The sequence below is a fragment of the Mesorhizobium sp. M0663 genome (assembly GCF_040320585.1).
GTDB lineage: Bacteria > Pseudomonadota > Alphaproteobacteria > Rhizobiales > Rhizobiaceae > Mesorhizobium.
Genome location: NZ_JAMYPX010000033.1, coordinates 21,166 through 42,348, shown reverse-complemented (window position 1 = coordinate 42,348; position 21,183 = coordinate 21,166). Strand labels below are relative to the sequence as shown.

Genomic DNA, 21,183 nt, shown 5'->3' with positions numbered 1-21,183 from the left:
AACTCCAGCATCCTTCACTGACTGAAATACGCTTGAAAATCGGGGGCCCCATGTAGACTAAGTTGCATGGACTAAGTCATGAGGCCCGCAATGCGCACCGTCAATATCCACGAGGCCAAGACGCATCTGTCTCGTCTTGTCGACAGGGCGGCCAAAGGCGAATCTTTCATTATTGCCAAATCCGGCAAGCCGATGGTCAAGGTCGTTGCCATAGACGCACCTGCGGCCGGCGAAATGCGTCGGGTGGGGTTTATGGCCGGGCAGTTTTCAGTTCCGGACGATTTTGATCGGATGGCAGATGACGAAATCGAGAAGCTGTTTGGCGGCGATGCATGAAACTTCTTCTCGATACCCATCTTCTGCTCTGGGCGGCGGGCGAGCCCGAAAAGCTCCCGCCCGCAGCCCTCGCTGAGATCGAGAATGCCGATAACCACTTGACGTTCAGCGCCGCAAGTCTCTGGGAGATTGCCTTTAAACGCGGTCTGGGCCGCCCTGACTTGAAGGGTCGATGCGCGTCTTTCCGTCGGGGCCTGATCGACAATGGCTATGATAAGCTGCCAATCACCGGCGAGCATGCCATTGCGGTGGAGGGGCTTCCACCCATCCACAAGGACCCCTTCGATCGGATCCTCATTGCTCAATCGATTGTGGAAGGCATTACTTTGACCGTCGACGATCGGGTCGCGCGGTATCCTGCGCTCGTCCGTCGTCTCTGATCAAGCTGGACCGCAAGCCCCTTGGTAGGGTAGTCAGCTATCGCTTCAGACCACCCATGAAAGCCTTTACTCGAGCAGAGTCGACTTGGTTCCACCAGACACCGTCGTGCTTCAGCGCGCTGGCGATGATGACCCCGTCGACAATGGCAAGGATATCCTTGGCGTTATCCGGGGTGACACCGCTGCCGACCAGCGTCGGCAGGCCGGCGGCCTGCTTGATCATACTTATGTAGCCCAAATCCGCGGCGTGACCGGTGCGCTGGCCAGTGGCGATGATGGCGTCGGCGTCGAAGAAGACCAGGTCCTTGACCAGTTCCTCCACCGGGCGGTCGGCGACGATGGCGTGTGCGCCGTGCTTGACGTGGGCATCGGCGAAAATGCGGATGCCGTTGGCGCGCAGCCTGGCGCGGTAGCGCGCCGCGCGGCCCGACTCGCCTTCGACAAAACCCTCATTGGCGACATAGGCATTCGCCCATTGATTGACTCGGACGAAGCCGGCGCCGGCTGCGCTGGCGATCGCCAAGGCCGGGATCGCGGCATTGGCCAGCACATTGATGCCGATCGGCCTGCCGAGTTCGCGGCGGATGCGGTCGGAAACGACCGCCATATAGGCCGCCGTCTCCGGGCCGATATCATCAGGCTTGGCGAAGGGGATGTCGCCATGGTTCTCGACGATGACGCCGTCGCAGCCGCCGTCGAGATAGGCCTTGGCGTCGTCGAGCCCGCGCTGGTAGATCGCCTCGATAGCCTCGCCGTCATAGCGCGGCGCGCCGGGCAGCGGCGCCAGATGAACGACGCCGATCACCACCTTTGTGCGGCCGAAAAGGTCCACGAGCGCGTCGCCGCCAGATTGGCCGAGGTGGGTCATGAGAGCTCCATTTGATCGATGAGCGCCGCCATCTCGGAGGCGGAAGGACAGGATGCCAGCGTGCCCGGCCGTGTCACGGCGATTGCGGCGGCGGCGAGCGCCAGCTTCAGCGCCGAGATGACCGGCATGCCCCGGGCAAGCCCACCGGCCAGACAGCCGCAGAACACATCGCCCGCGCCGCTGGTGTCGAGCGCTTCGACTCGCTGCCCCGGCAAGCGAAGCGGTTCCGTCCGGTCCGTGCCAAGCACGATACAGCCTGCGGCACCGAGGGTGATGACGACGGCGCCTGCGCCTTTGGCCACCAGCGCGCCAGCGGCTGCTGTCATGTCATCCCGGCCGGTCAAGATTTGCGCTTCGGATTGGTTGACCACCAAAACCTCCGCCAGGCCGAGATCGGGCAGCGAGGCCGTGTCGATCGGGCTGGCGTTGAGAACGGTGCGCGCACCGTTTTCCTTAGCTGCTCTGAGGCAGGCATTGGTCACGGCAGTCCGCAAATTTCCCTGGCAGACGAGGATGTCGCCGGGAGCGATCCAGCGGACAAGTGCTGTTTGCGCCACCGGATCGAAGGCTTCGCTGCAGGCGACGCCGCTGACGATGAAATTCTCTCCGCCTTTATCGACGACGATGGTCGAGCGGTCGCTCGGCAGCTCGAATTCGCTCACCTCAAGGTCTGACAGCTCGCTGTCGAGGCGGCTCCTCATCCACGCGCCAGCGGGGTCCTTGCCGAGCGCCGTCCAGAACGTCACCTCTGCACCAGTCCGTGCTGCTGCGACCGCCTGGTTGGCGCCCTTGCCGCCGAGCCCGTCGGCATAGCTCACGGCATTCAAAGTCTCGCCCGCGGCAGGGAAGCGGCCGACGCGAAACACGGTATCGACGCAGGCATTGCCGACGACGTGGACATGCATGGCTCAGCTCTCACCGGTCGCCCAGCCCAGCATCTGTTCGAACAGGGTCTTGTAGCCTGGCCAGGCGATGAATTGCGGCGGCAGCCAATGTGGCCCGACATCGGATGTCCAGGCCACGGTGCGGCCCTTGCCGTAACGGCCGGTGACAAGCAGCGGCAGCGAGCCATAGTCCGACGACACGCTGGCCAGGACCTCGGCCCCATCCTTCAGCGTCACCTCGTTAAAACCGAGCAGGATCGGCCAGTCCGAGCCGAGGCCCCTGAGGATGGGATGGCTCGACCCTGGTTTCGGCACCGGCGCAAAGCCTTCGGGAACCTCGACGCGGTCGTCGTAGGCCAGGCAATTCACCGGCAGCACGTCCTCGACCGGCGTCTTGCGGTAGCGCGCGCCGCCATTGATGCCTTGGAAGCTGTAGTAACCGCCGAACATCAATAGACCGCCGCCGCCGCTGACGTAATCGCGGAGCAGGCGCAGGCGGTTCGGCGTCGGCTTGGAGTGGACCCAGGTGTCGGGATGCAGCAGCAGCGTGTTGGCGCCGATGTCGGAGAGCACGACCGCGTCATAGGCCGACAGCGCCTCCATGGTCTGTGGAAAGCCGCGCTGCGCCTCATGCGCCGGCATGAACGTGACGTCGAAGTCGGTCGCCTTCAGCGCGCCCAGCAACTCGTCTGCGCCGGTGTGGTAGGTAACGGTCGGAAACTGGTCGAAACCCTTGATATGGGTCGCGGTCGACACCCAGGATTCGCCGGCAAGCAGGATCTTCTTCTTGGACATTTGAACTCCAGTGTAATTCCAGGCCGCTTAGAGCCGCGCGAATACGCTTTTCGGATTGGCGATCAGCATGCGGTCGATGGCCGGCTGCTCGACGCCGTGGCGTTTTAGGCGCGGTATGAAATGCTTCAGGATATAGCCATAGCCGAAGCCGCCGAAGCGCGTCAGCATGATCTTGAGGAACACATCCTGCGACAACAGCAGGCGGTCGCCGAAGCCCGCCTCGACAAGGGCGGCGATGGCGCGTGCATTCTCCTCGTCGGAGGGCGATTGCGCGTCCTGGTCGGCGTAATAATAGTCCATGCCGATCATGTCGTATTCGAGGAACGCGCCGCGCCGAGCGAGGCTTTTCTGGTAGTCGGGATCGTCGTGGCTCGGGTTCATGTGGCAGAGCACGGTATGGCGAAGATCGGCGCCCTCGGCCTCGACGATATCGAGCACGTCGTGCGCCAGCCGCTCCCAGCCAGGCAGATGGATCGACAGCGGCACGCCGGTGATGCGCGAGGCGCGCGCCGAAGCCCGCAGCGACTTGCGTTCCTCGGCGGTGAAATCCTTGCTGACGCCGACCTCGCCGATCAGCCCGGCCATGATCGGCGGCTGCGTCTCGCCGCCGCCGACATCGTTGACGATGAACTCGGTCACGGCGTCCACATCCATCGCCTTCAGCCATTCGGGATGGGTGTGCTCGAGATAGAAGCCGGTGCCCATGACGATCTTCAGGCCGGACATGCGGCTGATGCGAGCGAGCTTTTCGGGGGCGCGGCCGATGCCGATATTGGTGGCATCGACGACGGTGTGGCCGCCCAGCGCGCGATAGCGCTGCAGCTCAGACAGCGCCAGGTCGGCGTCGTCGAGCGAAACGTTGTCGCGGTTGACGTAAGGGTTCATGCGCAACTCGCCGATGATCTCGATGTTCACCGGCTGCTCGGCGATCGCCATGTCATCGGGATGGCAGGGGCATTTCCAGCTGCGCGCGCCGTCGAGCAAGATGTGCTCGTGCATCAGCGTAATGCCCATCTCCTCGACCGGAACCGGGCCGAGCACGGTCATCACATGGCCGGTTTCGACCCCGATTGGCAGCCGCCGCCTGGGCACCGCGTCATCGAACAGATCGCTCATCGGCTCAACGGCTCCGCACGGCGCCGCGAAACAGGCGGAAGTTCAGCCAGATGGCGATCAGGATGATCGTTCCAGTGACTATCGGCGTCAGGAAAGGCGACAGATGCGCCAGGATCAGGCCGTTGCCGATGACGGCCACGGTCAGCGCGCCGAGCACCGTGCCGATGATCGTTCCGCGGCCGCCGAACAGGCTGGTGCCGCCGAGCACGACGGCGGCGATGACTTCCAGCTCGAAACCCTGGCCGGCATTCGAAGATCCCGATCCAAGCCGGGCGGCAATGATGATTCCGGCGAGGGCGGCCGCGGTGGCGGAAATCACATAGACGAAGAGCGTCGTCTGCCGCGTGTTGACGCCGGCGCGCCGCACCGCCTCAGCGTTGGCGCCAATGCCGGTGACATAGCGGCCGAATGGCGTCTCGTTGAAGGCGAGATAGGCGATGGCCAGGATCGCCAGCGCGATCAGCGCCGGCACCGGCACGCCAAGGAACCAGGCGCGGCCCAGCACGGTGAAAGCGCTTCCTGGCTCGATCGGGATGGAATAGCCGCCGGTGATCAGCAGCGCCACGCCACGGATCACCGAAAGCCCGGCAAGCGTGACGATGAAGGACGGGATGCCCTCATAGGCAATGAAATAGCCCTGTACCGCCCCAAGCAGAGCACCGAGCGCCAACATGGCAAGGATAACGACTGGCCACGGCAGGCCAAACTGCAAAAGCGTCGCCGACAGCGTCGCCACCAGCGCCAGCACGGAGCCGACCGAAAGATCGATGCCGCCAGTGGTGATGACGAAAGTCATTGCCGCGGCGACGATCAGCAGCGGCGCCGACTGCCGCAGGATGTTCAACAGATTGGGCGATGTCAGAAACGCGTCGGTCGCAACCGAGAAGATGATGCAGACGACCAGAAAGAACAGCGCGATCGAGACGACGCTGCCGTTGGCGAGCAGCGCATCGCGCCAGGTGCCCCTGCGTACTCGTGAGGGCTGGGCGGTGTGGATCGCGTCACTCATGCCGGGGCTCCACCGCGATAGCCATTGGTGGCGGAACGCGCACTGAACTTGCGGCCGACGATCAGATTGACCACGTCTTCGATATTAGTGTCGCCGATCAGCCGCTCGGCGACATTGCGCCCTTCATACATGACCTGAATGCGATCGCAGACGAGGAAGAGATCCTGCAGCCGGTGGGTGATCAGAATGACGCTGACACCGCGCGCACTGACCGCGCGGATCAGTTCGAGCACCGCCTCGACTTCGGCCACGGCAAGCGCTGCCGTCGGCTCGTCCATGATCAGCACCGCCGGCTCGAACGAGGCGGCGCGGCCGATCGCGATCGACTGGCGCTGCCCGCCTGAGAGGTTTTCAACCTTGAGCCGCGTGTCGGCAATGACGATGCCGAGCCGATCGAGCATCTCGCGCGTCTCGTCATGCATGCGCTTCTTGTCGAGAAAGGAAATGCCTGCGATGCGGCGGCGCGGCTCGCGGCCGAGAAACAGATTGCCGGCGACATCGACCGTATCGCAGAGCGACAGGTCCTGGTAGACCATCTCGACGCGCGCCGCACGTGCGTCCGCCGGCGAGCTGAAGATCACCGGCTTGCCGTCGATTTCGATGGTGCCGGCGTCGGGAACCACCGCCCCCGACAGCACCTTGCTCAATGTCGACTTGCCGGCGCCATTGTCGCCGACCAGCCCCAGCACCTCGCCCGGCTTCAGCGTCAGCGACACGTCATCGAGCGTCTGGATGGCGTTGTAGCGCTTTGAGATGCCGCTCATCCGCACCCGATAGGTCTGGCCACTGCTCATCTGGAATTCCACGCGATTGCAAGGGATCCGCGGCGCAGCCTCGGGCGGCGCCGCGGCTCGGTCGCCGACGCAGTTTACTTGAACATCGCGCGATATTGGTCGACATTCTTCTTGGTCACGATCGTTACCGGGATATTGATGATCGGGTCGATTTTCTCGCCCTTCTTGATCTTGCCCAGCGCTTCGACCGCAGCCTTGCCTTCGCCGGCCGGATCCTGCTGCACGACCGCCACCACCCAGCCGTCATCGATGCCCTGAACGGCCTGCTTGGTCAGATCCCAGCCGAACACCTTGACGTCGCCGGTGCGGCCCTGGCTGGTCACAGCCGAAACGGCGCCGAGCAAGGCCGGTTCGCCGGTCGCATAGAGCGAGTTCATGTCCGGATTGGCCGTCATCAGGTTTTCCGAAGCGCTCAACGCGGTCTCCTGAACGTTCTGGCCGTCGACTGTGTCGAGGAAGGTGACGGCCTGGCCGCTTTCGGTCACCGCCTTCTTGAAGCCGTCGAGGCGCTGGTTCTGGATGAATGAATTGAGTGCGCCGACGATACCGATCTTGGCCTTGCCGGCCATATCGGTCTTCACATAGTCGGCGTAGAATTTGCCGATGTCCTCGCCGGCCTTGGTGTTGTCGACGCCGATGAACGAAATATTGTCGCCGTCGGGTATCTGCGCGTCGATGGCTATGACGGGAATGCCGGCCGCCTTGGCTGCAGTGATCGCAGGCTTGACGCCGTTGACGTCGATGGCGACCAGAATGATGCCGTCGACTTTCTGCGTGATGTAGTTCTCGATCGCGTCGTTCTGCGCGCTCGGCACATTGTTGGCGTTGAAAATGACCAGCTTGGCGCCAGCGGCGTCGGCTGCCTTTTGCGCGCCCTCGTTGATCTGGTTGAAGAACAGGGCCTGCTGGTTGATGTTGACGAGAGCGAACGTATCGGCAAGCGCCGATCCCATGGCTGCCGAGCCCATGGCAATGGCGGCGGCACAGCCGGCGAGAAGTTTGAACAGACGCATTTCGGTTCCCCTTGCTTGCGGACCAGACCTCGGCTGGTCCCGTTGGTGCTACAGGCACGAGGCAAGCATTCAAGAGACTTGAATATTTGTCAATCCAAATGAACGCAGAGCGTTGCTCAGAAAGTCGCCGGCGTGTTGACCCAGAAAATGCTAGCGCGTTCCTCGCCGATGTTGCGGTAATGATGCGGCAGCTCCGACCTGAACACGAAGGCATCACCCGTGGCGAGAGCATGGCTCTTGCCGTCGACGATCAGTTCGATCCGCCCGGCGAGCACGTAGCCGACTTCCTCGCCGGCATGCTGGATCGGACCTTCGCTCGAGCCCTCTGCCTCGATGTGATGGATGTTGCATTGTAAGAGGTGACCAGGCGAATACGGGATGATGCGTTCGAGCGAAATTCCTTCGCCACGCCGTAGCGCGTCGAGCGCGATCAAAGGCCTTGCGCCCGCCCGGAATACGATCGCCTCGTCGTCGTCGACTTGCTCGAACATCCAGCCGATGTTGGTGTCGAGAACCTCGACCAGACGGTGAAGCATGGGCAGGGACGGCGAAGCCTTGCCGTTCTCGATCTTGGACAGCAGGCTTTCCGAGCAATTCGCAGCCGCGGCCAGCGTCTTCAGCGTCATGCCGCGTGTCTGGCGGGCGAGGCGCAGCCGAGTTCCAAGTCTTGCGGCATTTACGGTTGCGTCCGTTTCTGATTCTGGCCGCCGTCGATCGATTTTGTTCATCTGTTCGCCAACCATTCAACGGTCAAGGGCAACTATCGCGCGAGCAAAAGACCTCGGCTGACGATTTGCAAGTGCTGATGCGTCAAATTCGAGACTGCAGCCGCAGCTATCTCATCCGGCGAATGCCGCTCCCGCATGAACCGTGCTGATGATCCCGCGCCAGTTATCCCCTATCGCTTGGCTGTCCATCGTGGTCGAAATCGCCAGCCGTTACCGCGTTTGCGTCACGTGGCGAGTGGACTTGGAACGACAATGCGGGCAAGGCGGGCCACGCAGCCAATCTACACAACCACGGCCGCGCCGACACGATAAAATCTGGACTGTCACCGAATTGCGGAGCGCGCCCAGAAGTCACCCGTGGCAGCGCCCCATGGAGTTACGCCCAGGGCGCGCAGGCTCTCGATAGCCGCGGCGTATCCATTGAAATCCCTGGGGCAGTCGCGCACCGCTTGAGCTTCGGCAATTTTTGAAGAAAGTCCAACAGAATTAATGGACTAGCACCTTGCTGATGTAAGTTGCGGAAGCGACGCGCGGTTAATGCTTTAGAAGTATAGACACATCGACACGAGGTGCGAAGAAGCAACGCCAATACAGCTGGTTGGTTACAACATATTTATTTTCGCAGATATGGTATTGCCCGTCCGGGGATTCCTGTACACGGTCCCGTGGGATGGTGAAATTATGCGGCAAATAAGTGTACCCGCCGTCTACCCTGGACCGCACCGAAGACCGAGGTATGGCGCGGCAATCTGAACCGCCGCAGCACTTGAATTTGGTCTGTGGGTCAATCTTATCTTCGTACCAATCATGGGCGTTAGCGGCTGTTGCGGCGGCGATACACATCGCCGTGAAGATGAGCCTTCGCATGGCATTCCTCAAGTATCTGGCAGGCGCTGCTCGTTGGGGTTTCCATGTATATTAGCGTTCCATTGAAAATACCATTGGCCTCCGACCGACTTAACGCAGCTCCAGCAAGCGACGCTCGCAACGGAAGACCGCATTGGGACACGTCAGGACGACACTTTCGCCGACCAAAGGTCCGCTCTTGTCGCTCCGGGTTGGAAACCCGACCGTCTGCTCTGCGCCTAAACTCAGACGTAGAGCGGGCCATTGCGACATCCCATAAGCGGACACCGGCTGCCGTGATGACAGTCAGCGTGTGATGGATCGGACAGAAACAAAATCAAGGAGTTATGGGCGCGCGCATGCAAAGCCTGCACACGAAAGTTCTGCTTTCTTTTCCCACTTTCGTTCCTGCGACGGCGTCACCGTTTGGCCTTTTCAAACGCTTCTTTGCTGGCGGCCATCGCCGATCCCGCGAGTCTCCGCTCCGGGATATCGACGTTTCGTAGAATGCCAGCACCATGGCCGTCGAAGGAAACGGCAGGTCAGCGGCTTACGAGGAGTGCACTCCGGAGGCGTTAGCTATTCGGCTCATCCGCCAGCCGCCGAGAGCGGTGGAGTTCCCGATTGCATGGGGCGGGTACGATCACCGCGAGCGGTAAATGCCACGCACACAGGCTCAGAGAAGGCCGGACCCGCTTGGGGACGTGGGTAAGAACGCCTGCGGACGGTCCTGACGGCCGCATCCACATCCGTTTTGCTGTCCCCGAGTTCTTGAAGGACAGCTGCACCCAGGAGAAGGCTGGATTCCGTCGTTTCGGGCATTACGGTTGTCGCGCCTTTCTCAAGCAGCTCTTGCACATGCATGTGGTGACGCGCCCGGACAATCACCGGGAGGTCGGGCAGTTTGCGTCTCAGCGCCGCAAGAACCGATTTGGCTGCCTCGGGGTCGTCCAGAGTGATCACTAGGGCCTTTGCGCTGTCAATTTTCGCGGCGGCCACCATCTCCTCCTTCGAAGCGTTGCCGAAAAAGATCGGTAGACGTTCTTTCCGGGACCGCTCTACATTTTTGGCGTCGAGGTCGACTGCAACCCACCTGTATCCACGCTCGTCGAGCAATCTGCCGATCATCCGGTCTACCCGCCCGAACCCGGCAATGACGAATGTCCGGACACGGCGGACTGAAGCAACGCAGCATTTTCCACTTTGAGGCGAAGTAATTCTCAACTATGGTCCACCAGGCTTTTGGCATGGGGGGGAATATTGCCGATGGTTTTATCACGCAGGGATGTCGTGCTCGGCGGCCTGGCACTGGTCGCGGTGGGTGCAACCAGCAATATTGCTCAAGCAGCGGCGGCAAAATCCTTTTTCGCCGGTACCGCCAGCGACAACAATTTTGTGTATCGCAAGACCAACTTCGCCAAGATCGACAAGAGATGGCATCGCCAGATCGTTAAGTATTTCAGCAGCGAGCCGGTCGGCACCGTCGTGGTCGATACCCGCCACCACTTCCTCTACGTCATCATGGAAAACAAGACCGCCATCCGCTACGGCGTCGGCGTCGGCAAGGACGGCTTCAAATGGTACGGCCGCGCGACGATCGACCGCCGCGCACTGTGGCCGCAATGGGTCCCGCCCCCCGAAATGCGTAAGCGCAAGCCGGACCTACCGCCCATGGTCGCAGGCGGCGCGTCCAACAATCCGCTCGGGCCGCGCGCGCTCTATCTGCACCGCAACGGCGCCGACACCGGCTACCGCCTGCATGGCACGCTGGAGCCGTGGAGCATCGGCACCGACGCTTCCAGCGGCTGCATCCGCATGTTCCCGGAAGACATCATCGACCTCTACCAGCGCTGCCCGATCGGCACCGCGGTGCAGGTCTTGCCGCACATCGCCGACCAGGCGCCCGCTTCCACCACTGTCGAATGATTGGCGCCTCATGAACCGCATGATTGAAAACACGCGCCGGCTGCTCGCCGCGGGCCTGCTGGTGCTGGCCGCATCCTGCTCGACCAGCAACACGCTGGCCCCTTCCACGCCCGACGTCACCAACACCGAGGTTGCCGGCTTCCAGAACGTGCAGCCGGGCAGCGAGGAGGATTTTATCCTCAATGTCGGCCGCCGCACCTATTTCACGCAAGGTTCGGCCGCGCTCGATTCTGTCGCCAAGGCCACCCTCGACACCCAGATCGCCTGGCTAGCAAAGCATCCGCGCTGGCTGCTCAAGCTGCAGGGTTTCGCCGACGATCCCGGCGCAAGTGAAATGGCGCTGTCGCAGCAGCGCGCCGATGCGGTGATGGACTACCTCGCCGCCGGCGGCATAGACCGCAACCGCATGTGGGCCAAGGGCTACGGCAAGGACAGGCTCGTCCGCGAGTGCCCCGACACCGCCTGCAGGTCGCAGAACCGCCGCGTTGTGTCTAATTTGCGCGATGAGAGGGACGAGCCGTAGGGGGCTGCTGTTCTGCTTGTGACCCGAAGCAGAGTCTCACAGGCGAGCGCAGGTTCTGCTGCCTTTCCGCCGCGTCGCAATCCAATACGACTCAACGCCGTTCTCCTCGCAGCCGGCTGCCTCGCCGCGACCGCCAGCTACTGGTTATCGGTCCGAACCCGAGATCGATACTTGGCTATGAAGGCGAGGGCCGTCGCGTTGAATGCGTCCGGACGCTGTAATGGCGCGAAGTGACTAACGCCGTGCAAAATGATCAATTCGGCCCCCGGAATAGCGTCAGCCAGGTAGTTGGCATGCTCTCGCTTGATAAATTCGTCATGCTCGCCGAGTGCGATGACCACAGGCACTTTGATGGCGCCAAGGTCCTCTTTGGTATAGTTCGGCTGGGTTCGCATCATCAGCCCCACGGCGCCGACGAACTGGTCGAAGTCGCCTGGCGTGGCGGAGAGCATGGCGTAGTCTTTCCTGTGGCGACTGAAGCAGCGATCGAGAAGCGGACTCGGTTCGATCTGCTTTGTGCCACCAGGATCCATGTTGCAGGCAAAAAAGAAGACGCCTGCCACGCGTGCTGGTGCCTTGGAGGCAAGTACCAGAGCGACGCAGGCGCCGTCACTCCAGCCGACGAAGGTAGCCTTGTCAAGGGAAAGGTGGTCCATCACAGCCACGACGTCAGAAGCCATGAGTTCATAGGAATATGGCCTGTTATCGCGGGTGCTGCGGCCGTGTCCGCGACTGTCGATCGTCACCACGCGGTGGCCCGCCGCCGCCAAGGCCGAAACCTGATATCCCCAGTTGCCGCTGTGGCCGAGTCCGCCATGCAAGAGGATGACGGGAGGACCGCTACCAAATGATGCGTACCAGATCAGGGCTCCGTCATGCTCTACTCGATCCTCGCCATCTGTGGCAGGGAGAAGGGCGGCCCCATGCTCAGCAAACCGGGTAAGATCGTCGTCATATAAATTCATATCACGTTCCGTGTTTTCGAGACCTATGCACCCTTGGCGAATGGGGGCTTCACTATTGACACATACCGATCGTAAGGTATGAATATTCGCATGTCTAGGCCAACCAAACATGCTCCCGAGCGCGGTGATGCCCGAACCCGGCTCCTGGAAGCTGCAAGGGACACTATCCGCGCCAAAGGCTTCGCCTCAGCCAGCGTTGATGATCTGTGCAAGGCGGCTGCGGTAACTAAGGGGGCATTCTTCCACAGCTTCGGTAGCAAGGAAGCCCTGGGAATTGCAGCTGCGGAATTTTGGGCTAAAACCACCTCGGACTTTTTCGCCGCTGCTCCCTATCATCGCCCTCTCGATGCGTTGGAGAGGGTGCTTGCGTATGTCGCTTTTCGCAAAGCGATCATCACCGACGATCTGGCAGGTTCCAGCTGTCTGGTCGGAACGATGGCCCAAGAGACCTTCTCGAGTTTTCCCAGCATCCGCGATGCCTGTGGAGCTAGCATATTCGGTCATGCGTCCACGCTAGAAGCCGACATTGAACTGGCTCGCCGTGAGCGCGGCATCACGGATGATTGGACCGCCGAAAGTCTGGCTCGATACACGCAGACTGTCATACAAGGAGGATTTGTTCTCGCGAAAGCAGGGAATGATGCGGAGCTGGCGCGCGAAAGCCTCGCCCATCTGGAGCGGTATATCCGCCTCCTTTTTCGTGTTGCCGAAGACATGGCGTGAGCGAGATCGACCGAAACTCCATCAAACGCATGTTCTGCCGCCTCTAGGATCCACCGCGTGCAGCCCGATACGACTCCAAACGCCGTCAACCCATAGGTCCGTACCGCCCTAAGACCGCAATCTGGCAGCTAAAGGATAATCCGTTCATTGAGGCGCTGTGCAAAGAATGGGGGACGACAGCCTGTCTGACCAGGCACGGGAGGAGCTACTTCCGCGGTCCGCGCTGGCCGAACGAATTGAAATCTGAATGAGGACGGCGTCGCGCGGGTTGCTCATCGCTTCGTATTTCGATCCGGCAGCTTCGCGCCTGATGTCGGCCATAGAGGCGAACTTTGCCTCCGCCCGGAAGCAGACACTGCAATTGACCACGCTGAAGGTCGTGGTCGCGCCAGAGCCTGCCAAGGCACAACTCGGCACACGAGGGCGAACATTCCGCTGCGGAAACAACTTGAAGAAATGCTTCGCGACCCATAGCATGCCGCGCCATGGTGAAATCTGATCGGGAGGTCAGTGAGATCGGTCGGGTTTTTGAGCCAGTGCAAGGTAGGGAGGATAATAATTATGGCTTCCGAAGTACAGGCAAACAACGGCGTTAACGTAGAGGCGCTGCTCGGCGCACGCGAAGCGCTTACCAACGCCCCGGAGGCAGCGCAGTTCAAGTGGCGCGCGGCCTGCGAATGGAAGGATGGCACCCACAGCCACTCGTCGGTCGAGAGCTTCTACGGTCTCGGCGAGGATCAGCATCGCAAGACCACCTTCACATTCGACGCAGACCATCCGGAGGTCTTCGCTTCCCAGGACAAGGGCGCCACGCCCGTCGAATACGTGCTGGTCGGACTGGCGAGTTGCCTGACCGCCGGCATCGCCGCGGTTGCCCAGAACCGGAACATCCAGTTGAAGTCGGTGAAGGCGACCATCGAAGGCGACATGGATCTCGCCGGAATACTCGGCATCGACAGCGACGTGCGCAACGGCTTCAGCGGCATCACGGTGAAATACAACATCGACGCCGACGCCAAGCGCGAGGACATCGAGGCTATCGTCGCTCAGTCGCAGAAGCGGTCGGCCGTCTATGACATTGTCACCAATCCGACGAACGTCACGGTCGTGGTGAATTGAAAGGCGCTTCGAACCGTAGACTCTCCTGATGAGAGGGTGCGATTAGTTCCGTCACCACAGTGATCGTCGGCGCGGGGCACGCGGGGCTCGCGATGAGCCGCTGCCTCGCAGAGCGCTCTATCGACCATGTGCTGCTGGAGCGCGGCGAGATCGCCCATACCTGGCGCACCGAGCGATGGGATTCACTGCGGCTGCTCACCCCGAACTGGCAGAGCCGGCTGCCGGGCTTCCGCTATGACGGCGACGATCCCGACGGCTACCGGACGATGCCTGAGGTGATCGACTTCCTCGGGAACTATGCCAAGGCGATCTCGGCTCCGGTCAGAACCCACACGACCGTTACCTCGGTTCGCAGCGACGGGGCGGGATATCTTGTGCGCACGGACCGCGGCGAGTGGCGGTGTCGGACCGTCGTGCTGGCGTCGGGCGCGTGCAACATCGCGCGCCTGCCCGACGTCGCCAGCCGCGTGCCGCCGTCGGTCGCCATGCTGACGGCACAGTCCTACCGCAATCCGGGTCAGGTCGCCGACGGTGGCGTGATGGTGGTGGGCGCGTCGTCGAGCGGCACCCAGATCGCACAGGAGCTGCAGCGTTCGGGGCGTCAAGTGACCCTGTCGGTGGGCGAGCACATCCGGGCGCCCCGCGTCTATCGCGGCAAGGACCTGGAATGGTGGATGGACGCCGCCGGCGTGCTCGACGAGCGTTACGACGAGGTGGACGACATCAGGCGGGCGCGACGGGTTCCTTCGCTACAGCTTGCCGGCACGCCCAACCGCATCACCCTCGACCTCAATGCGCTCGACGACCTCGGCGTCGGGCTCATCGGTCGTCTTGCCGGCATCACCGAAGACGGCAAGGCCCAGTTTGCGGGGTCGTTGCGCAACATGTGCGCGCTTTCCGATCTCAAGATGGCACGGCTGCTCGACCTCATCGACGAATGGGCGCGCGCCAACGGCCTGGACGCTACGGCCGGGCCGCCGGATCGTCCGCCGCCGACCCGTGTCGAGGACAACCCGCCGCTCGGCCTCGATCTTGCCGGAGGCGCTATCAGGACGATCATCTGGGCCACCGGCTACCGGCCGGACTACTCCTGGCTGGAACTGCCGGTCCTCGACCGCAAGGGCCACGTCCGTCACGACGGCGGTGTAGCGGAACATCCGGGCCTGTACCTGATGGGGACGCAGTTTCTGCGCCGCCGCAAGTCTGCTCTGATCGACGGCGCTGGCGACGACGCGCGTGATCTCAGCGATCATCTGGCATCGTACCTCGGGCAAAATTCAATCTGTTAGCAGAATCAACGTCTGAGACTCCAGAGGGAACAGGTTGGTTGCCGCGACAACCCCGAATTCTGCGCCCCTGCAGTCATATTCCCAAGTGCAGCTTTGGCTTCCAGAAGGGGCGGAACAACTCAATCTTGGGACAGCGGTTCATCACCACTTTCAAGCCCGCTTCCTCCGCCAACTGGGCGGCAGCGTCATCGCGCACCCCAATCTGACCCCACAGAACCTTGGCATTGATTGCGATGGCCTCCTGTGCAACTTCCAACAGATCTTCGGAGCGGCGAAAAACCTCAACCATATCCACAGGCCGGTCGATGGCCGCTAGTGACGCGTACACCTTAAGCCCTCGAATCTCAGCCAGACCGGGACTGGGGTTGACCGGGATCATGTCGTAGCCGATTTCGTGCAGCACCCTGAGTACCCCATAGGAAAATTTAGTTTTATCGGGGCTGGCCCCAACCATCGCGATGGTTTTGACCGATTTCAGAATGTCTTGCAGATAAGCCTCCGAATAGGGCTCATCATGATTCATATGGGTCATTTCTTTGCTTCCAACGGGGTCGCAATATCGGCTTTCAATTCATGAGCGGCCAGCGGGTCAAGGAAGGGGTTGCGATAGAGCTTGTCGTGGCTCTCAACGCCGACCTCCAGCGTGCAGTCGCTCATAGGGCGGGCGACGCAGAGGATTATATAGCCATTGTTGATCTGGCGGTTGTTCAGCGCCCGCTGCGCTTTTTGATCGACTTTGCCGCTGATTATTTTGGCCGCACAGGTTATGCAGCCGCCATACTTGCACCCATACGGCAGATCCACGCCCTGCTCGCGCAAGCTTTGCAAGAGGGGTTTGCGGTGATCGACGTCAAAGGCCGCACCGCCTTGATTGGCGAGAATGATGGTGAAGCAGGTCATACCCAGATGTCACTCGTGCAATCACCCCCGGGATAACGGGTTTCGTGGCAGCGGCTTGGTCCATTTGGTTCCTTACCAAAATCAACAACGAATAGCGGATCGATTTCCATGCCGCCGTTTTCCGTATCGCAATTGACCATCAGCATGCATCCGCCATTGGTGCGGATTTCCGGATAGAACTGATTATCCCACGTCGAGAAGAGTGAGGTCGTCACATAAAGGCGCTTGCCGTCGAGGCTGAGCTGTATCATCTGCGGCCCGCCAGTCACTTTCACGCCATTGACCTCAGGCGCACGGCCGAGAAGTCCGCCCATCCACACTTGTCCGGTAAGCTTGGCGTTGTGAGGGTCCGAGATGTCGTACTGACGAATGTCGCCATGCAACCAGTTGCACAGATAGAGGTATTGATCGTCCATGCTGAGCAGAATGACCGAGATCACGCCCGGTATTGGTATCGGCCATTCGGGATGCGGCTCATTGCCGACATCGACAATTTTTTCCCATTGCCAGTCACCCGCCGCGTCCTTCCACCAATGGATAATGTTTGCGGAAAGGGCCGCGCCAACAAAGCCGTGACTGCTGTCGGGGTCATGATGGAATCGCACTTCCAGTGGGATCAAGCCATCTTCACCGAGATAGAATGTTTGCTTTGGTTCCTTCTTTTCAAAATCCCAGAAATGGATCTCCCGGCCATATTTCAGGTGGCCAACCTCTTCCAGGTCGAAACCAGGCATGAAAGTGTTGGGCGCGGCCCACTCCGAGCTGACCATTACGTTGTGTCGCGGCTGGTACCAGAAATCATAACCAAACTTGATCCTGCCCATGGAGTTTTCCCAGCGGCCGACAATCTCGAACTCCTTACTGAGTTGCAAATAGCCGCCGGGGGCATTGCCTTGAGCGTCGCCAAGCATTGAGATGATGATCTCCGAACCAAGGCAATGCACTGTGTGCGGTGCCGACAGGTTGGTTCTGGCTTTGATTTCGGCGCCCTCTATCACCTTGAACAGTGTCGGATTGCGGGGATCGGTACCGCAATCGACAATATGCAGATTTGACGAGCGCACACCCGGCACGATCAGATATTTCCGCTCCATGCTCGCATCGCCGTGGCACGACGAACAGGCATTCCAGCCCGAGTGATGAAGCTCATCGCCAATACCCGGCATTTGCAAACGCGAAATCACCTGGCTGTAGGTCGAACTCTCCGGGTCGACATCAATGGTGCACAGATAGTCCGGCCTCTGAATGCCCGTGCCGGTGTAGATGGCAATCGTATAGAGCAGCTTTTCGCGAGGTGCCGTCATCGCCTCGGCTGGAGAAGCATAGCCCGGTCCACAGCAATGATTGGTCATGGGTACTTCCCTTTGAACAGATCACTGGCCAGCCCCAAAGGGGCAAGCTGGAATGTTAGTGCATGCTTGGCATTGGCGCTATGGCCGGGGTGGCTTGTGAAGTGCGCACGTGACGTACAACTTGGCGACAGAGCCCCCGTGGGACCACCCAACGCCAGCTTCTTATCCCGAGGGAACGTTGGCGGAGTGATCGGAGAGCAATGCCTGGACCAAGCCCAAGTGAAAGCCCCCGGCTTCTTTCCACGGTTTCAAGACAGTATTCCAGCGGTCGGGAACGTCTGGGTTGGGTCAGTTCGAGACTTCGAACCCCGGATTGGATGTCTGCATTCTCGCGCGTTCTTACCGCAATCGATCGGACCGCTTCCGGCCATTACCTGATCCTCAATCGCAATCGCGCATGGTCATCCTATCAGGTTGAGCTACCATCGGCGCAATGCGTGTTGGGTCTGAGCGGGTGTGCAAAATGAGAGCAAGTCTCCTTGCAATCGCTACCTCGACGCTGCTGAGCGAACCCAGCACTGCGTGCACGATGCCTGGTTCTTTGAGTGCGGAGGAACGAGCACTCGCCGACAGTGTCTTCGTCGGACCGTTGTCCGCTTGGATCATCCGAAGCAGAGAAAAACCGTAGCGCGCGGTGAATCCTCACGCAGCGGGCTGAGGCCATCCAAGCCTCCGGCTCAGCCGCTACAGCCCGTCAGACGCCCGACCAATTACGGCACGAACCTCTGTCGCTTGGCTACATCCGCCAAAACCTGCTCTGCCTTTTTGGTTGATCGCCTGGGAGTTCGGCCGGCCTTCGCGAACTCGAGCCTGCCTCAGCTTACCTCAGCAACGACTGTCCCCGAGACCGGGTCGGTAAGGCCGAGGTCGCCGCCGAGGTCTTCGAGCATATCGCGGAACGTGTCGAGAATACCGATCATCGACGGCCGCGCGGCGGCGAGGCTGTCCATGTCCTGCCACTCGCCGACAAAGCAGAATGTGGGCTCGCCAGTCTTGATCAGGGCGCCCTTGCGAAAGCCTGTCGCGTTGAGCGCGATAGTCTTGTGCGCTTCGACGAAGACCTTTTCTATGCTTGGCTTTGTGCGAAAGCGGACTACATTGTAGGCGGTCATAGCTTCCTCCGATCGATTGGAGCAGCAACCTTTTTGAGCAGCAATCTTCCTGCGGCAGCCATCCTACTACGGGGGGGCCTCCAGCACCATGTTGGACGGCGTCTCCGCGGTGCGGCGGAAGCGGTGAAGCCACCGCTGGTGACGACCTCCCTCAGCCTTGCCTCTCCGGCCTGGGCGCCAGCCCCGGAGCCCGACATCCTGCGCCAGCGACGCGGGCGTGCACACAAAGGCGGAGGCGGCATAATAGGCGCGCCCGACGGGGTTAACAGCCAGATGATCGTGCGCGAACGGCTCGACGATCATCCACGTGCCGTCCGGCTTGAGCGAGCTACGAGCATGCGTGGCATGGCGTCGAGGCTGCCGATCTCCCCCACAACAACGGTACAACAACGGGGAGGTTGCGCTCTCTGCCAAAACGCGGCTCCGCCTCGCTTTTTTATTGATCACGACAAAAAAACAACGCTAACTGGCTCCCGCGAGGGGCCATGCTGACAAGTGATGAAGTGGGAGCGATCCCGTTGTTTTCGGGTTTGCCGGCGGCAGAGCTGGAGCGGATGGCGCGGACAGCGGCCGATCTTCACCTCAGCCCCGGAGAGTTCGCGATTCACGAGGGTGGAGAGGCCGCGCTGTTTGCGGTTCTCGCCGGCAAGATCGAAGTCCTAAAGACCTTCGACGGCATCGAGCGAACGCTGGGTTGGCGTCTGCCGGGAACGATCTTCGGCGAGGTGCCGATTGCGCTTGGCTCGGGTTTTCCCGGTGGCTATCGCGCCGCCGAATCTTCCCGCGTCATGCGCATCGAGGTTCAGCAGTATTATTCCATCGCCGCGGTTTCAAAGGACGTGGCCCAAAAGGTCAGCGCGCTTGCCCGCGAGCGGATGGGCGGGCTGCAAAGCGTCACTGCCGAGCCGCAGAGGCCGCGCGTCACATTGGTCGGCCATCGCTGGGACACGGCGTGCGGCGAACTGCGCCGGTTTCTGGCCCGCAACCAGATTTCGTTCACCTGGCTGTTGCCCGACACGTCGGATGCCGAGGCTTTCTGGTCTGCCCTCGGCAGGCCGGCTCTCGATGGTCCCGTTGCCCGGCTGGCGGACGGGGAGATTATCGAAGCACCCGCCGTGCGCGATCTTGCCATTCGCCTCGGGCTGCAGACGCGCCCGCGCGGCGCCGAGTACGACGTCGCGATCATCGGCGGCGGACCGGCCGGTCTTGCGGCTGCGGTCTATGGCGCCTCCGAGGGGCTGCGCACCATCGTCGTCGAACGCGAGGCGCCCGGCGGGCAGGCGGGAACATCCTCGCGCATCGAGAACTATCTCGGCTTTCCAAGCGGCATTTCCGGCGACGAGCTTGCCAGCCGCGCGCTGCAGCAGGCAAAGCGGCTCGGCGCCGAAATCCTGGTCACCCGTTCGGTCGCCGGCATCGACCCGACGACGCACGAGGTGGTGCTCGACGGCACCGATGTCGTGCGCGCCCGCAGCCTCATCCTGGCAACCGGCGTCGCCTGGCGCCGTCTTGCCATCGACGGGTTCGACCGGTTGATCGTCAAAGGCGTTTATTATGGCGCCGCGCGCAGCGAGGCGAGCAGCACGCATGGGCAGGATGTCTACCTGATCGGCGCCGGCAATTCGGCCGGCCAGGCGGCGATGCATTTTTCCGGCCATGCGCGCAGCGTGACGCTGCTGGTGCGCGGCCCCTCGCTTGCCGACAGCATGTCCCACTATCTGATCGAGCAGCTCAGGGCGAAATCCAACGTAAAGGTCCAGCTTCGCTCCGAAGTCCAGGCCGTGCACGGCGAGACGCACCTGACGGCGATCGACATTCTCGACAAGACCGGCAACGAGGTGAGCCGGCACGAATGCGGCGGGCTGTTCGTGTTCATCGGCGCCAACGCCGAGACCGAGTGGCTGCCGGCCGACGTAGCGCGCGATGCACGCGGTTATGTGCTGACCGGCGACGACGTGAAGAAGGCCGGGCTCTGGTCGCATGGCCGCGACCCCTACCTGCTCGAGACCAGCGCGCCCGGCATCTTCGCCTGCGGCGACGTACGCCTGAGCCCGGTCAAACGCGTTGCCTCGGCGGTCGGCGAGGGCAGCATGGCCATCGCCTTCGTCCACCAGTATCTGGCCAATGAAGAGAAAGTAGACCGCAACCAAAGCTAGAGGGTCAAGTAACCAGAATGTCATCAGCCGGTCGATGCGGCGTGAAAACCGCCAATTAAGCATCGAAAGCACGCTTGAAGGCTGGCCGCACTTCGCCGCGGGCTACATAAGCGGAGAGGTTCGGATATTCGTCCAGTATACCCGATCCGTTCAACCTGCGCAGCACCGCCACCAACAGAAGGGTTATGCCAGGTCTCGTCGCGGGTCGTCAGCGGAAGGGCAGTTTTCTGACTAGGTCGTTCGAGAACCGGACCGTCTGCTTCCGGCCCAGAAACAGACCTTTGCCGAGCGGCGATCAGCTTGGCGCGATAACCTTACCCCTCCTTCGCTTTTCCGCGGCAGACATCGG

22 protein-coding genes and 2 pseudogenes are annotated in these 21,183 nt (G+C 61.4%); 8 read left to right on the top strand and 16 right to left on the bottom strand.

Features of this window, described 5'->3' with window-relative positions:
- Nucleotides 1-90 precede the first annotated feature (90 nt).
- Nucleotides 91-336 (top strand): type II toxin-antitoxin system Phd/YefM family antitoxin, encoded by a 246-nt coding sequence (locus tag NKI54_RS31235; protein ID WP_352621536.1) that lies wholly within the window; start codon nucleotides 91-93, stop codon nucleotides 334-336.
- Nucleotides 333-716 carry a type II toxin-antitoxin system VapC family toxin gene (locus NKI54_RS31230; RefSeq protein ID WP_352693484.1) on the top strand — a complete coding sequence of 128 codons (384 nt, stop codon included), beginning with the start codon at nucleotides 333-335 and terminating at the stop codon, nucleotides 714-716. The genes NKI54_RS31235 and NKI54_RS31230 overlap by 4 nt, the downstream gene beginning before the upstream one ends.
- A 37-nt stretch (nucleotides 717-753) precedes the next feature.
- Here the strand turns inward: NKI54_RS31230 and NKI54_RS31225 are convergent, their stop codons facing one another.
- From NKI54_RS31225 to NKI54_RS31185, 9 genes are all read right to left on the bottom strand, one after another.
- A complete protein-coding gene (locus tag NKI54_RS31225; protein WP_352693482.1) occupies nucleotides 754-1,584 on the bottom strand; it encodes a BtpA/SgcQ family protein in 831 nt (276 codons plus the stop codon).
- Nucleotides 1,581-2,489, bottom strand: coding sequence for a ribokinase (locus NKI54_RS31220; RefSeq protein ID WP_352693480.1), 909 nt, complete (start codon nucleotides 2,487-2,489; stop codon nucleotides 1,581-1,583). The genes NKI54_RS31225 and NKI54_RS31220 overlap by 4 nt, the downstream gene beginning before the upstream one ends.
- Nucleotides 2,490-2,492: 3 nt before the next feature.
- Complete coding sequence (locus NKI54_RS31215; RefSeq protein WP_352685652.1) at nucleotides 2,493-3,263, bottom strand: glutamine amidotransferase; 771 nt, start codon at nucleotides 3,261-3,263, stop codon at nucleotides 2,493-2,495.
- A gap of 27 nt (nucleotides 3,264-3,290) precedes the next feature.
- Nucleotides 3,291-4,379: a phosphotriesterase family protein gene (locus NKI54_RS31210; RefSeq protein WP_352693478.1), complete on the bottom strand. Its 1,089-nt coding sequence runs from the start codon at nucleotides 4,377-4,379 to the stop codon at nucleotides 3,291-3,293.
- Between the two features lie 4 nt (nucleotides 4,380-4,383).
- Nucleotides 4,384-5,388 carry an ABC transporter permease gene (locus NKI54_RS31205; RefSeq protein ID WP_352474303.1) on the bottom strand — a complete coding sequence of 335 codons (1,005 nt, stop codon included), beginning with the start codon at nucleotides 5,386-5,388 and terminating at the stop codon, nucleotides 4,384-4,386.
- A complete protein-coding gene (locus NKI54_RS31200) occupies nucleotides 5,385-6,182 on the bottom strand; it encodes an ATP-binding cassette domain-containing protein (RefSeq protein ID WP_352693476.1) in 798 nt (265 codons plus the stop codon). The genes NKI54_RS31205 and NKI54_RS31200 overlap by 4 nt, the downstream gene beginning before the upstream one ends.
- A gap of 74 nt (nucleotides 6,183-6,256) precedes the next feature.
- Nucleotides 6,257-7,195: an ABC transporter substrate-binding protein gene (locus NKI54_RS31195; protein WP_352449198.1), complete on the bottom strand. Its 939-nt coding sequence runs from the start codon at nucleotides 7,193-7,195 to the stop codon at nucleotides 6,257-6,259.
- A gap of 116 nt (nucleotides 7,196-7,311) precedes the next feature.
- Entirely contained in the window at nucleotides 7,312-7,923 is a 612-nt protein-coding gene (locus NKI54_RS31190; protein ID WP_023679230.1) for a cupin domain-containing protein, read from the bottom strand.
- A 1,434-nt stretch (nucleotides 7,924-9,357) separates the two neighbouring features.
- Nucleotides 9,358-9,993 (bottom strand): NAD-binding protein, encoded by a 636-nt coding sequence (locus NKI54_RS31185; protein WP_352693473.1) that lies wholly within the window; start codon nucleotides 9,991-9,993, stop codon nucleotides 9,358-9,360.
- Between the two features lie 42 nt (nucleotides 9,994-10,035).
- Here NKI54_RS31185 and NKI54_RS31180 point away from each other — a divergent pair, with 42 nt between their 5' ends.
- Both NKI54_RS31180 and NKI54_RS31175 read left to right on the top strand, forming a co-directional pair.
- Nucleotides 10,036-10,695: a L,D-transpeptidase gene (locus NKI54_RS31180; protein ID WP_352693471.1), complete on the top strand. Its 660-nt coding sequence runs from the start codon at nucleotides 10,036-10,038 to the stop codon at nucleotides 10,693-10,695.
- Nucleotides 10,696-10,705: 10 nt separating this feature from the next.
- Complete coding sequence (locus tag NKI54_RS31175) at nucleotides 10,706-11,218, top strand: OmpA family protein (RefSeq protein ID WP_023679243.1); 513 nt, start codon at nucleotides 10,706-10,708, stop codon at nucleotides 11,216-11,218.
- A 137-nt stretch (nucleotides 11,219-11,355) separates the two neighbouring features.
- On the opposite strand, the gene NKI54_RS31170 is transcribed toward NKI54_RS31175, so the two are convergent.
- Complete coding sequence (locus NKI54_RS31170) at nucleotides 11,356-12,183, bottom strand: alpha/beta fold hydrolase (protein WP_352693469.1); 828 nt, start codon at nucleotides 12,181-12,183, stop codon at nucleotides 11,356-11,358.
- A gap of 90 nt (nucleotides 12,184-12,273) precedes the next feature.
- Here NKI54_RS31170 and NKI54_RS31165 point away from each other — a divergent pair, with 90 nt between their 5' ends.
- The 3 genes from NKI54_RS31165 (at nucleotide 12,274) to NKI54_RS31155 (ending at nucleotide 15,314) form a co-directional block, all read left to right on the top strand.
- Complete coding sequence (locus NKI54_RS31165) at nucleotides 12,274-12,906, top strand: TetR/AcrR family transcriptional regulator (RefSeq protein WP_352693492.1); 633 nt, start codon at nucleotides 12,274-12,276, stop codon at nucleotides 12,904-12,906.
- 561 nt (nucleotides 12,907-13,467) lie between these two features.
- Nucleotides 13,468-14,025 carry an OsmC family protein gene (locus tag NKI54_RS31160; protein WP_023679231.1) on the top strand — a complete coding sequence of 186 codons (558 nt, stop codon included), beginning with the start codon at nucleotides 13,468-13,470 and terminating at the stop codon, nucleotides 14,023-14,025.
- A gap of 59 nt (nucleotides 14,026-14,084) precedes the next feature.
- A complete protein-coding gene (locus NKI54_RS31155) occupies nucleotides 14,085-15,314 on the top strand; it encodes an NAD(P)-binding domain-containing protein (RefSeq protein ID WP_352693467.1) in 1,230 nt (409 codons plus the stop codon).
- A gap of 73 nt (nucleotides 15,315-15,387) precedes the next feature.
- On the opposite strand, the gene NKI54_RS31150 is transcribed toward NKI54_RS31155, so the two are convergent.
- The 5 genes and pseudogenes from NKI54_RS31150 to NKI54_RS31130 all read right to left on the bottom strand — a co-directional run.
- The gene (locus tag NKI54_RS31150; protein WP_352645845.1) at nucleotides 15,388-15,837 is read right to left on the bottom strand and encodes a CoA-binding protein; all 450 of its coding nucleotides are present in this window, start codon (nucleotides 15,835-15,837) and stop codon (nucleotides 15,388-15,390) included.
- Nucleotides 15,838-15,842: 5 nt separating this feature from the next.
- Complete coding sequence (locus NKI54_RS31145) at nucleotides 15,843-16,214, bottom strand: 2Fe-2S iron-sulfur cluster-binding protein (RefSeq protein WP_352449195.1); 372 nt, start codon at nucleotides 16,212-16,214, stop codon at nucleotides 15,843-15,845.
- The gene (locus NKI54_RS31140; RefSeq protein ID WP_352693465.1) at nucleotides 16,211-17,566 is read right to left on the bottom strand and encodes a selenium-binding family protein; all 1,356 of its coding nucleotides are present in this window, start codon (nucleotides 17,564-17,566) and stop codon (nucleotides 16,211-16,213) included. Before NKI54_RS31140 ends, NKI54_RS31145 begins: the two co-directional genes overlap by 4 nt.
- Before the next feature lie 815 nt (nucleotides 17,567-18,381).
- A complete protein-coding gene (locus NKI54_RS31135) occupies nucleotides 18,382-18,678 on the bottom strand; it encodes a DUF718 domain-containing protein (RefSeq protein WP_352693463.1) in 297 nt (98 codons plus the stop codon).
- 66 nt (nucleotides 18,679-18,744) lie between these two features.
- Nucleotides 18,745-19,002 (bottom strand): annotated as a pseudogene (locus tag NKI54_RS31130) (SAM-dependent methyltransferase); the annotation flags it as partial.
- Between the two features lie 161 nt (nucleotides 19,003-19,163).
- Between NKI54_RS31130 and NKI54_RS31125 the strand changes: the two are divergent.
- Nucleotides 19,164-20,834 carry an FAD-dependent oxidoreductase gene (locus tag NKI54_RS31125; RefSeq protein ID WP_352693461.1) on the top strand — a complete coding sequence of 557 codons (1,671 nt, stop codon included), beginning with the start codon at nucleotides 19,164-19,166 and terminating at the stop codon, nucleotides 20,832-20,834.
- 55 nt (nucleotides 20,835-20,889) lie between these two features.
- Here the strand turns inward: NKI54_RS31125 and NKI54_RS31120 are convergent.
- A pseudogene (locus tag NKI54_RS31120) lies at nucleotides 20,890-21,015 on the bottom strand (glutathione S-transferase family protein); the annotation flags it as partial.
- Between the last annotated feature and the right edge of the window lie 168 nt (nucleotides 21,016-21,183).

What these genes read in the sequence shown, in the direction of transcription:
- NKI54_RS31235 (WP_352621536.1), top strand. Translation starts at nt 91, where the DNA reads ATGCGCACCGTCAATATCCACGAGGCCAAGACGCATCTGTCTCGTCTT.
- NKI54_RS31150 (WP_352645845.1), bottom strand. Translation starts at nt 15,837, where the DNA reads ATGAATCATGATGAGCCCTATTCGGAGGCTTATCTGCAAGACATTCTG.
- NKI54_RS31135 (WP_352693463.1), bottom strand. Translation starts at nt 18,678, where the DNA reads ATGACCGCCTACAATGTAGTCCGCTTTCGCACAAAGCCAAGCATAGAA.
- NKI54_RS31225 (WP_352693482.1), bottom strand. Translation starts at nt 1,584, where the DNA reads ATGACCCACCTCGGCCAATCTGGCGGCGACGCGCTCGTGGACCTTTTC.
- NKI54_RS31170 (WP_352693469.1), bottom strand. Translation starts at nt 12,183, where the DNA reads ATGAATTTATATGACGACGATCTTACCCGGTTTGCTGAGCATGGGGCC.
- NKI54_RS31210 (WP_352693478.1), bottom strand. Translation starts at nt 4,379, where the DNA reads ATGAGCGATCTGTTCGATGACGCGGTGCCCAGGCGGCGGCTGCCAATC.
- NKI54_RS31180 (WP_352693471.1), top strand. Translation starts at nt 10,036, where the DNA reads ATGGTTTTATCACGCAGGGATGTCGTGCTCGGCGGCCTGGCACTGGTC.
- NKI54_RS31205 (WP_352474303.1), bottom strand. Translation starts at nt 5,388, where the DNA reads ATGAGTGACGCGATCCACACCGCCCAGCCCTCACGAGTACGCAGGGGC.
- NKI54_RS31145 (WP_352449195.1), bottom strand. Translation starts at nt 16,214, where the DNA reads ATGACCTGCTTCACCATCATTCTCGCCAATCAAGGCGGTGCGGCCTTT.
- NKI54_RS31200 (WP_352693476.1), bottom strand. Translation starts at nt 6,182, where the DNA reads ATGAGCAGTGGCCAGACCTATCGGGTGCGGATGAGCGGCATCTCAAAG.
- NKI54_RS31125 (WP_352693461.1), top strand. Translation starts at nt 19,164, where the DNA reads ATGCTGACAAGTGATGAAGTGGGAGCGATCCCGTTGTTTTCGGGTTTG.
- NKI54_RS31230 (WP_352693484.1), top strand. Translation starts at nt 333, where the DNA reads ATGAAACTTCTTCTCGATACCCATCTTCTGCTCTGGGCGGCGGGCGAG.
- NKI54_RS31195 (WP_352449198.1), bottom strand. Translation starts at nt 7,195, where the DNA reads ATGCGTCTGTTCAAACTTCTCGCCGGCTGTGCCGCCGCCATTGCCATG.
- NKI54_RS31140 (WP_352693465.1), bottom strand. Translation starts at nt 17,566, where the DNA reads ATGACCAATCATTGCTGTGGACCGGGCTATGCTTCTCCAGCCGAGGCG.
- NKI54_RS31160 (WP_023679231.1), top strand. Translation starts at nt 13,468, where the DNA reads ATGGCTTCCGAAGTACAGGCAAACAACGGCGTTAACGTAGAGGCGCTG.
- NKI54_RS31165 (WP_352693492.1), top strand. Translation starts at nt 12,274, where the DNA reads ATGTCTAGGCCAACCAAACATGCTCCCGAGCGCGGTGATGCCCGAACC.
- NKI54_RS31215 (WP_352685652.1), bottom strand. Translation starts at nt 3,263, where the DNA reads ATGTCCAAGAAGAAGATCCTGCTTGCCGGCGAATCCTGGGTGTCGACC.
- NKI54_RS31190 (WP_023679230.1), bottom strand. Translation starts at nt 7,923, where the DNA reads ATGAACAAAATCGATCGACGGCGGCCAGAATCAGAAACGGACGCAACC.
- NKI54_RS31175 (WP_023679243.1), top strand. Translation starts at nt 10,706, where the DNA reads ATGAACCGCATGATTGAAAACACGCGCCGGCTGCTCGCCGCGGGCCTG.
- NKI54_RS31220 (WP_352693480.1), bottom strand. Translation starts at nt 2,489, where the DNA reads ATGCATGTCCACGTCGTCGGCAATGCCTGCGTCGATACCGTGTTTCGC.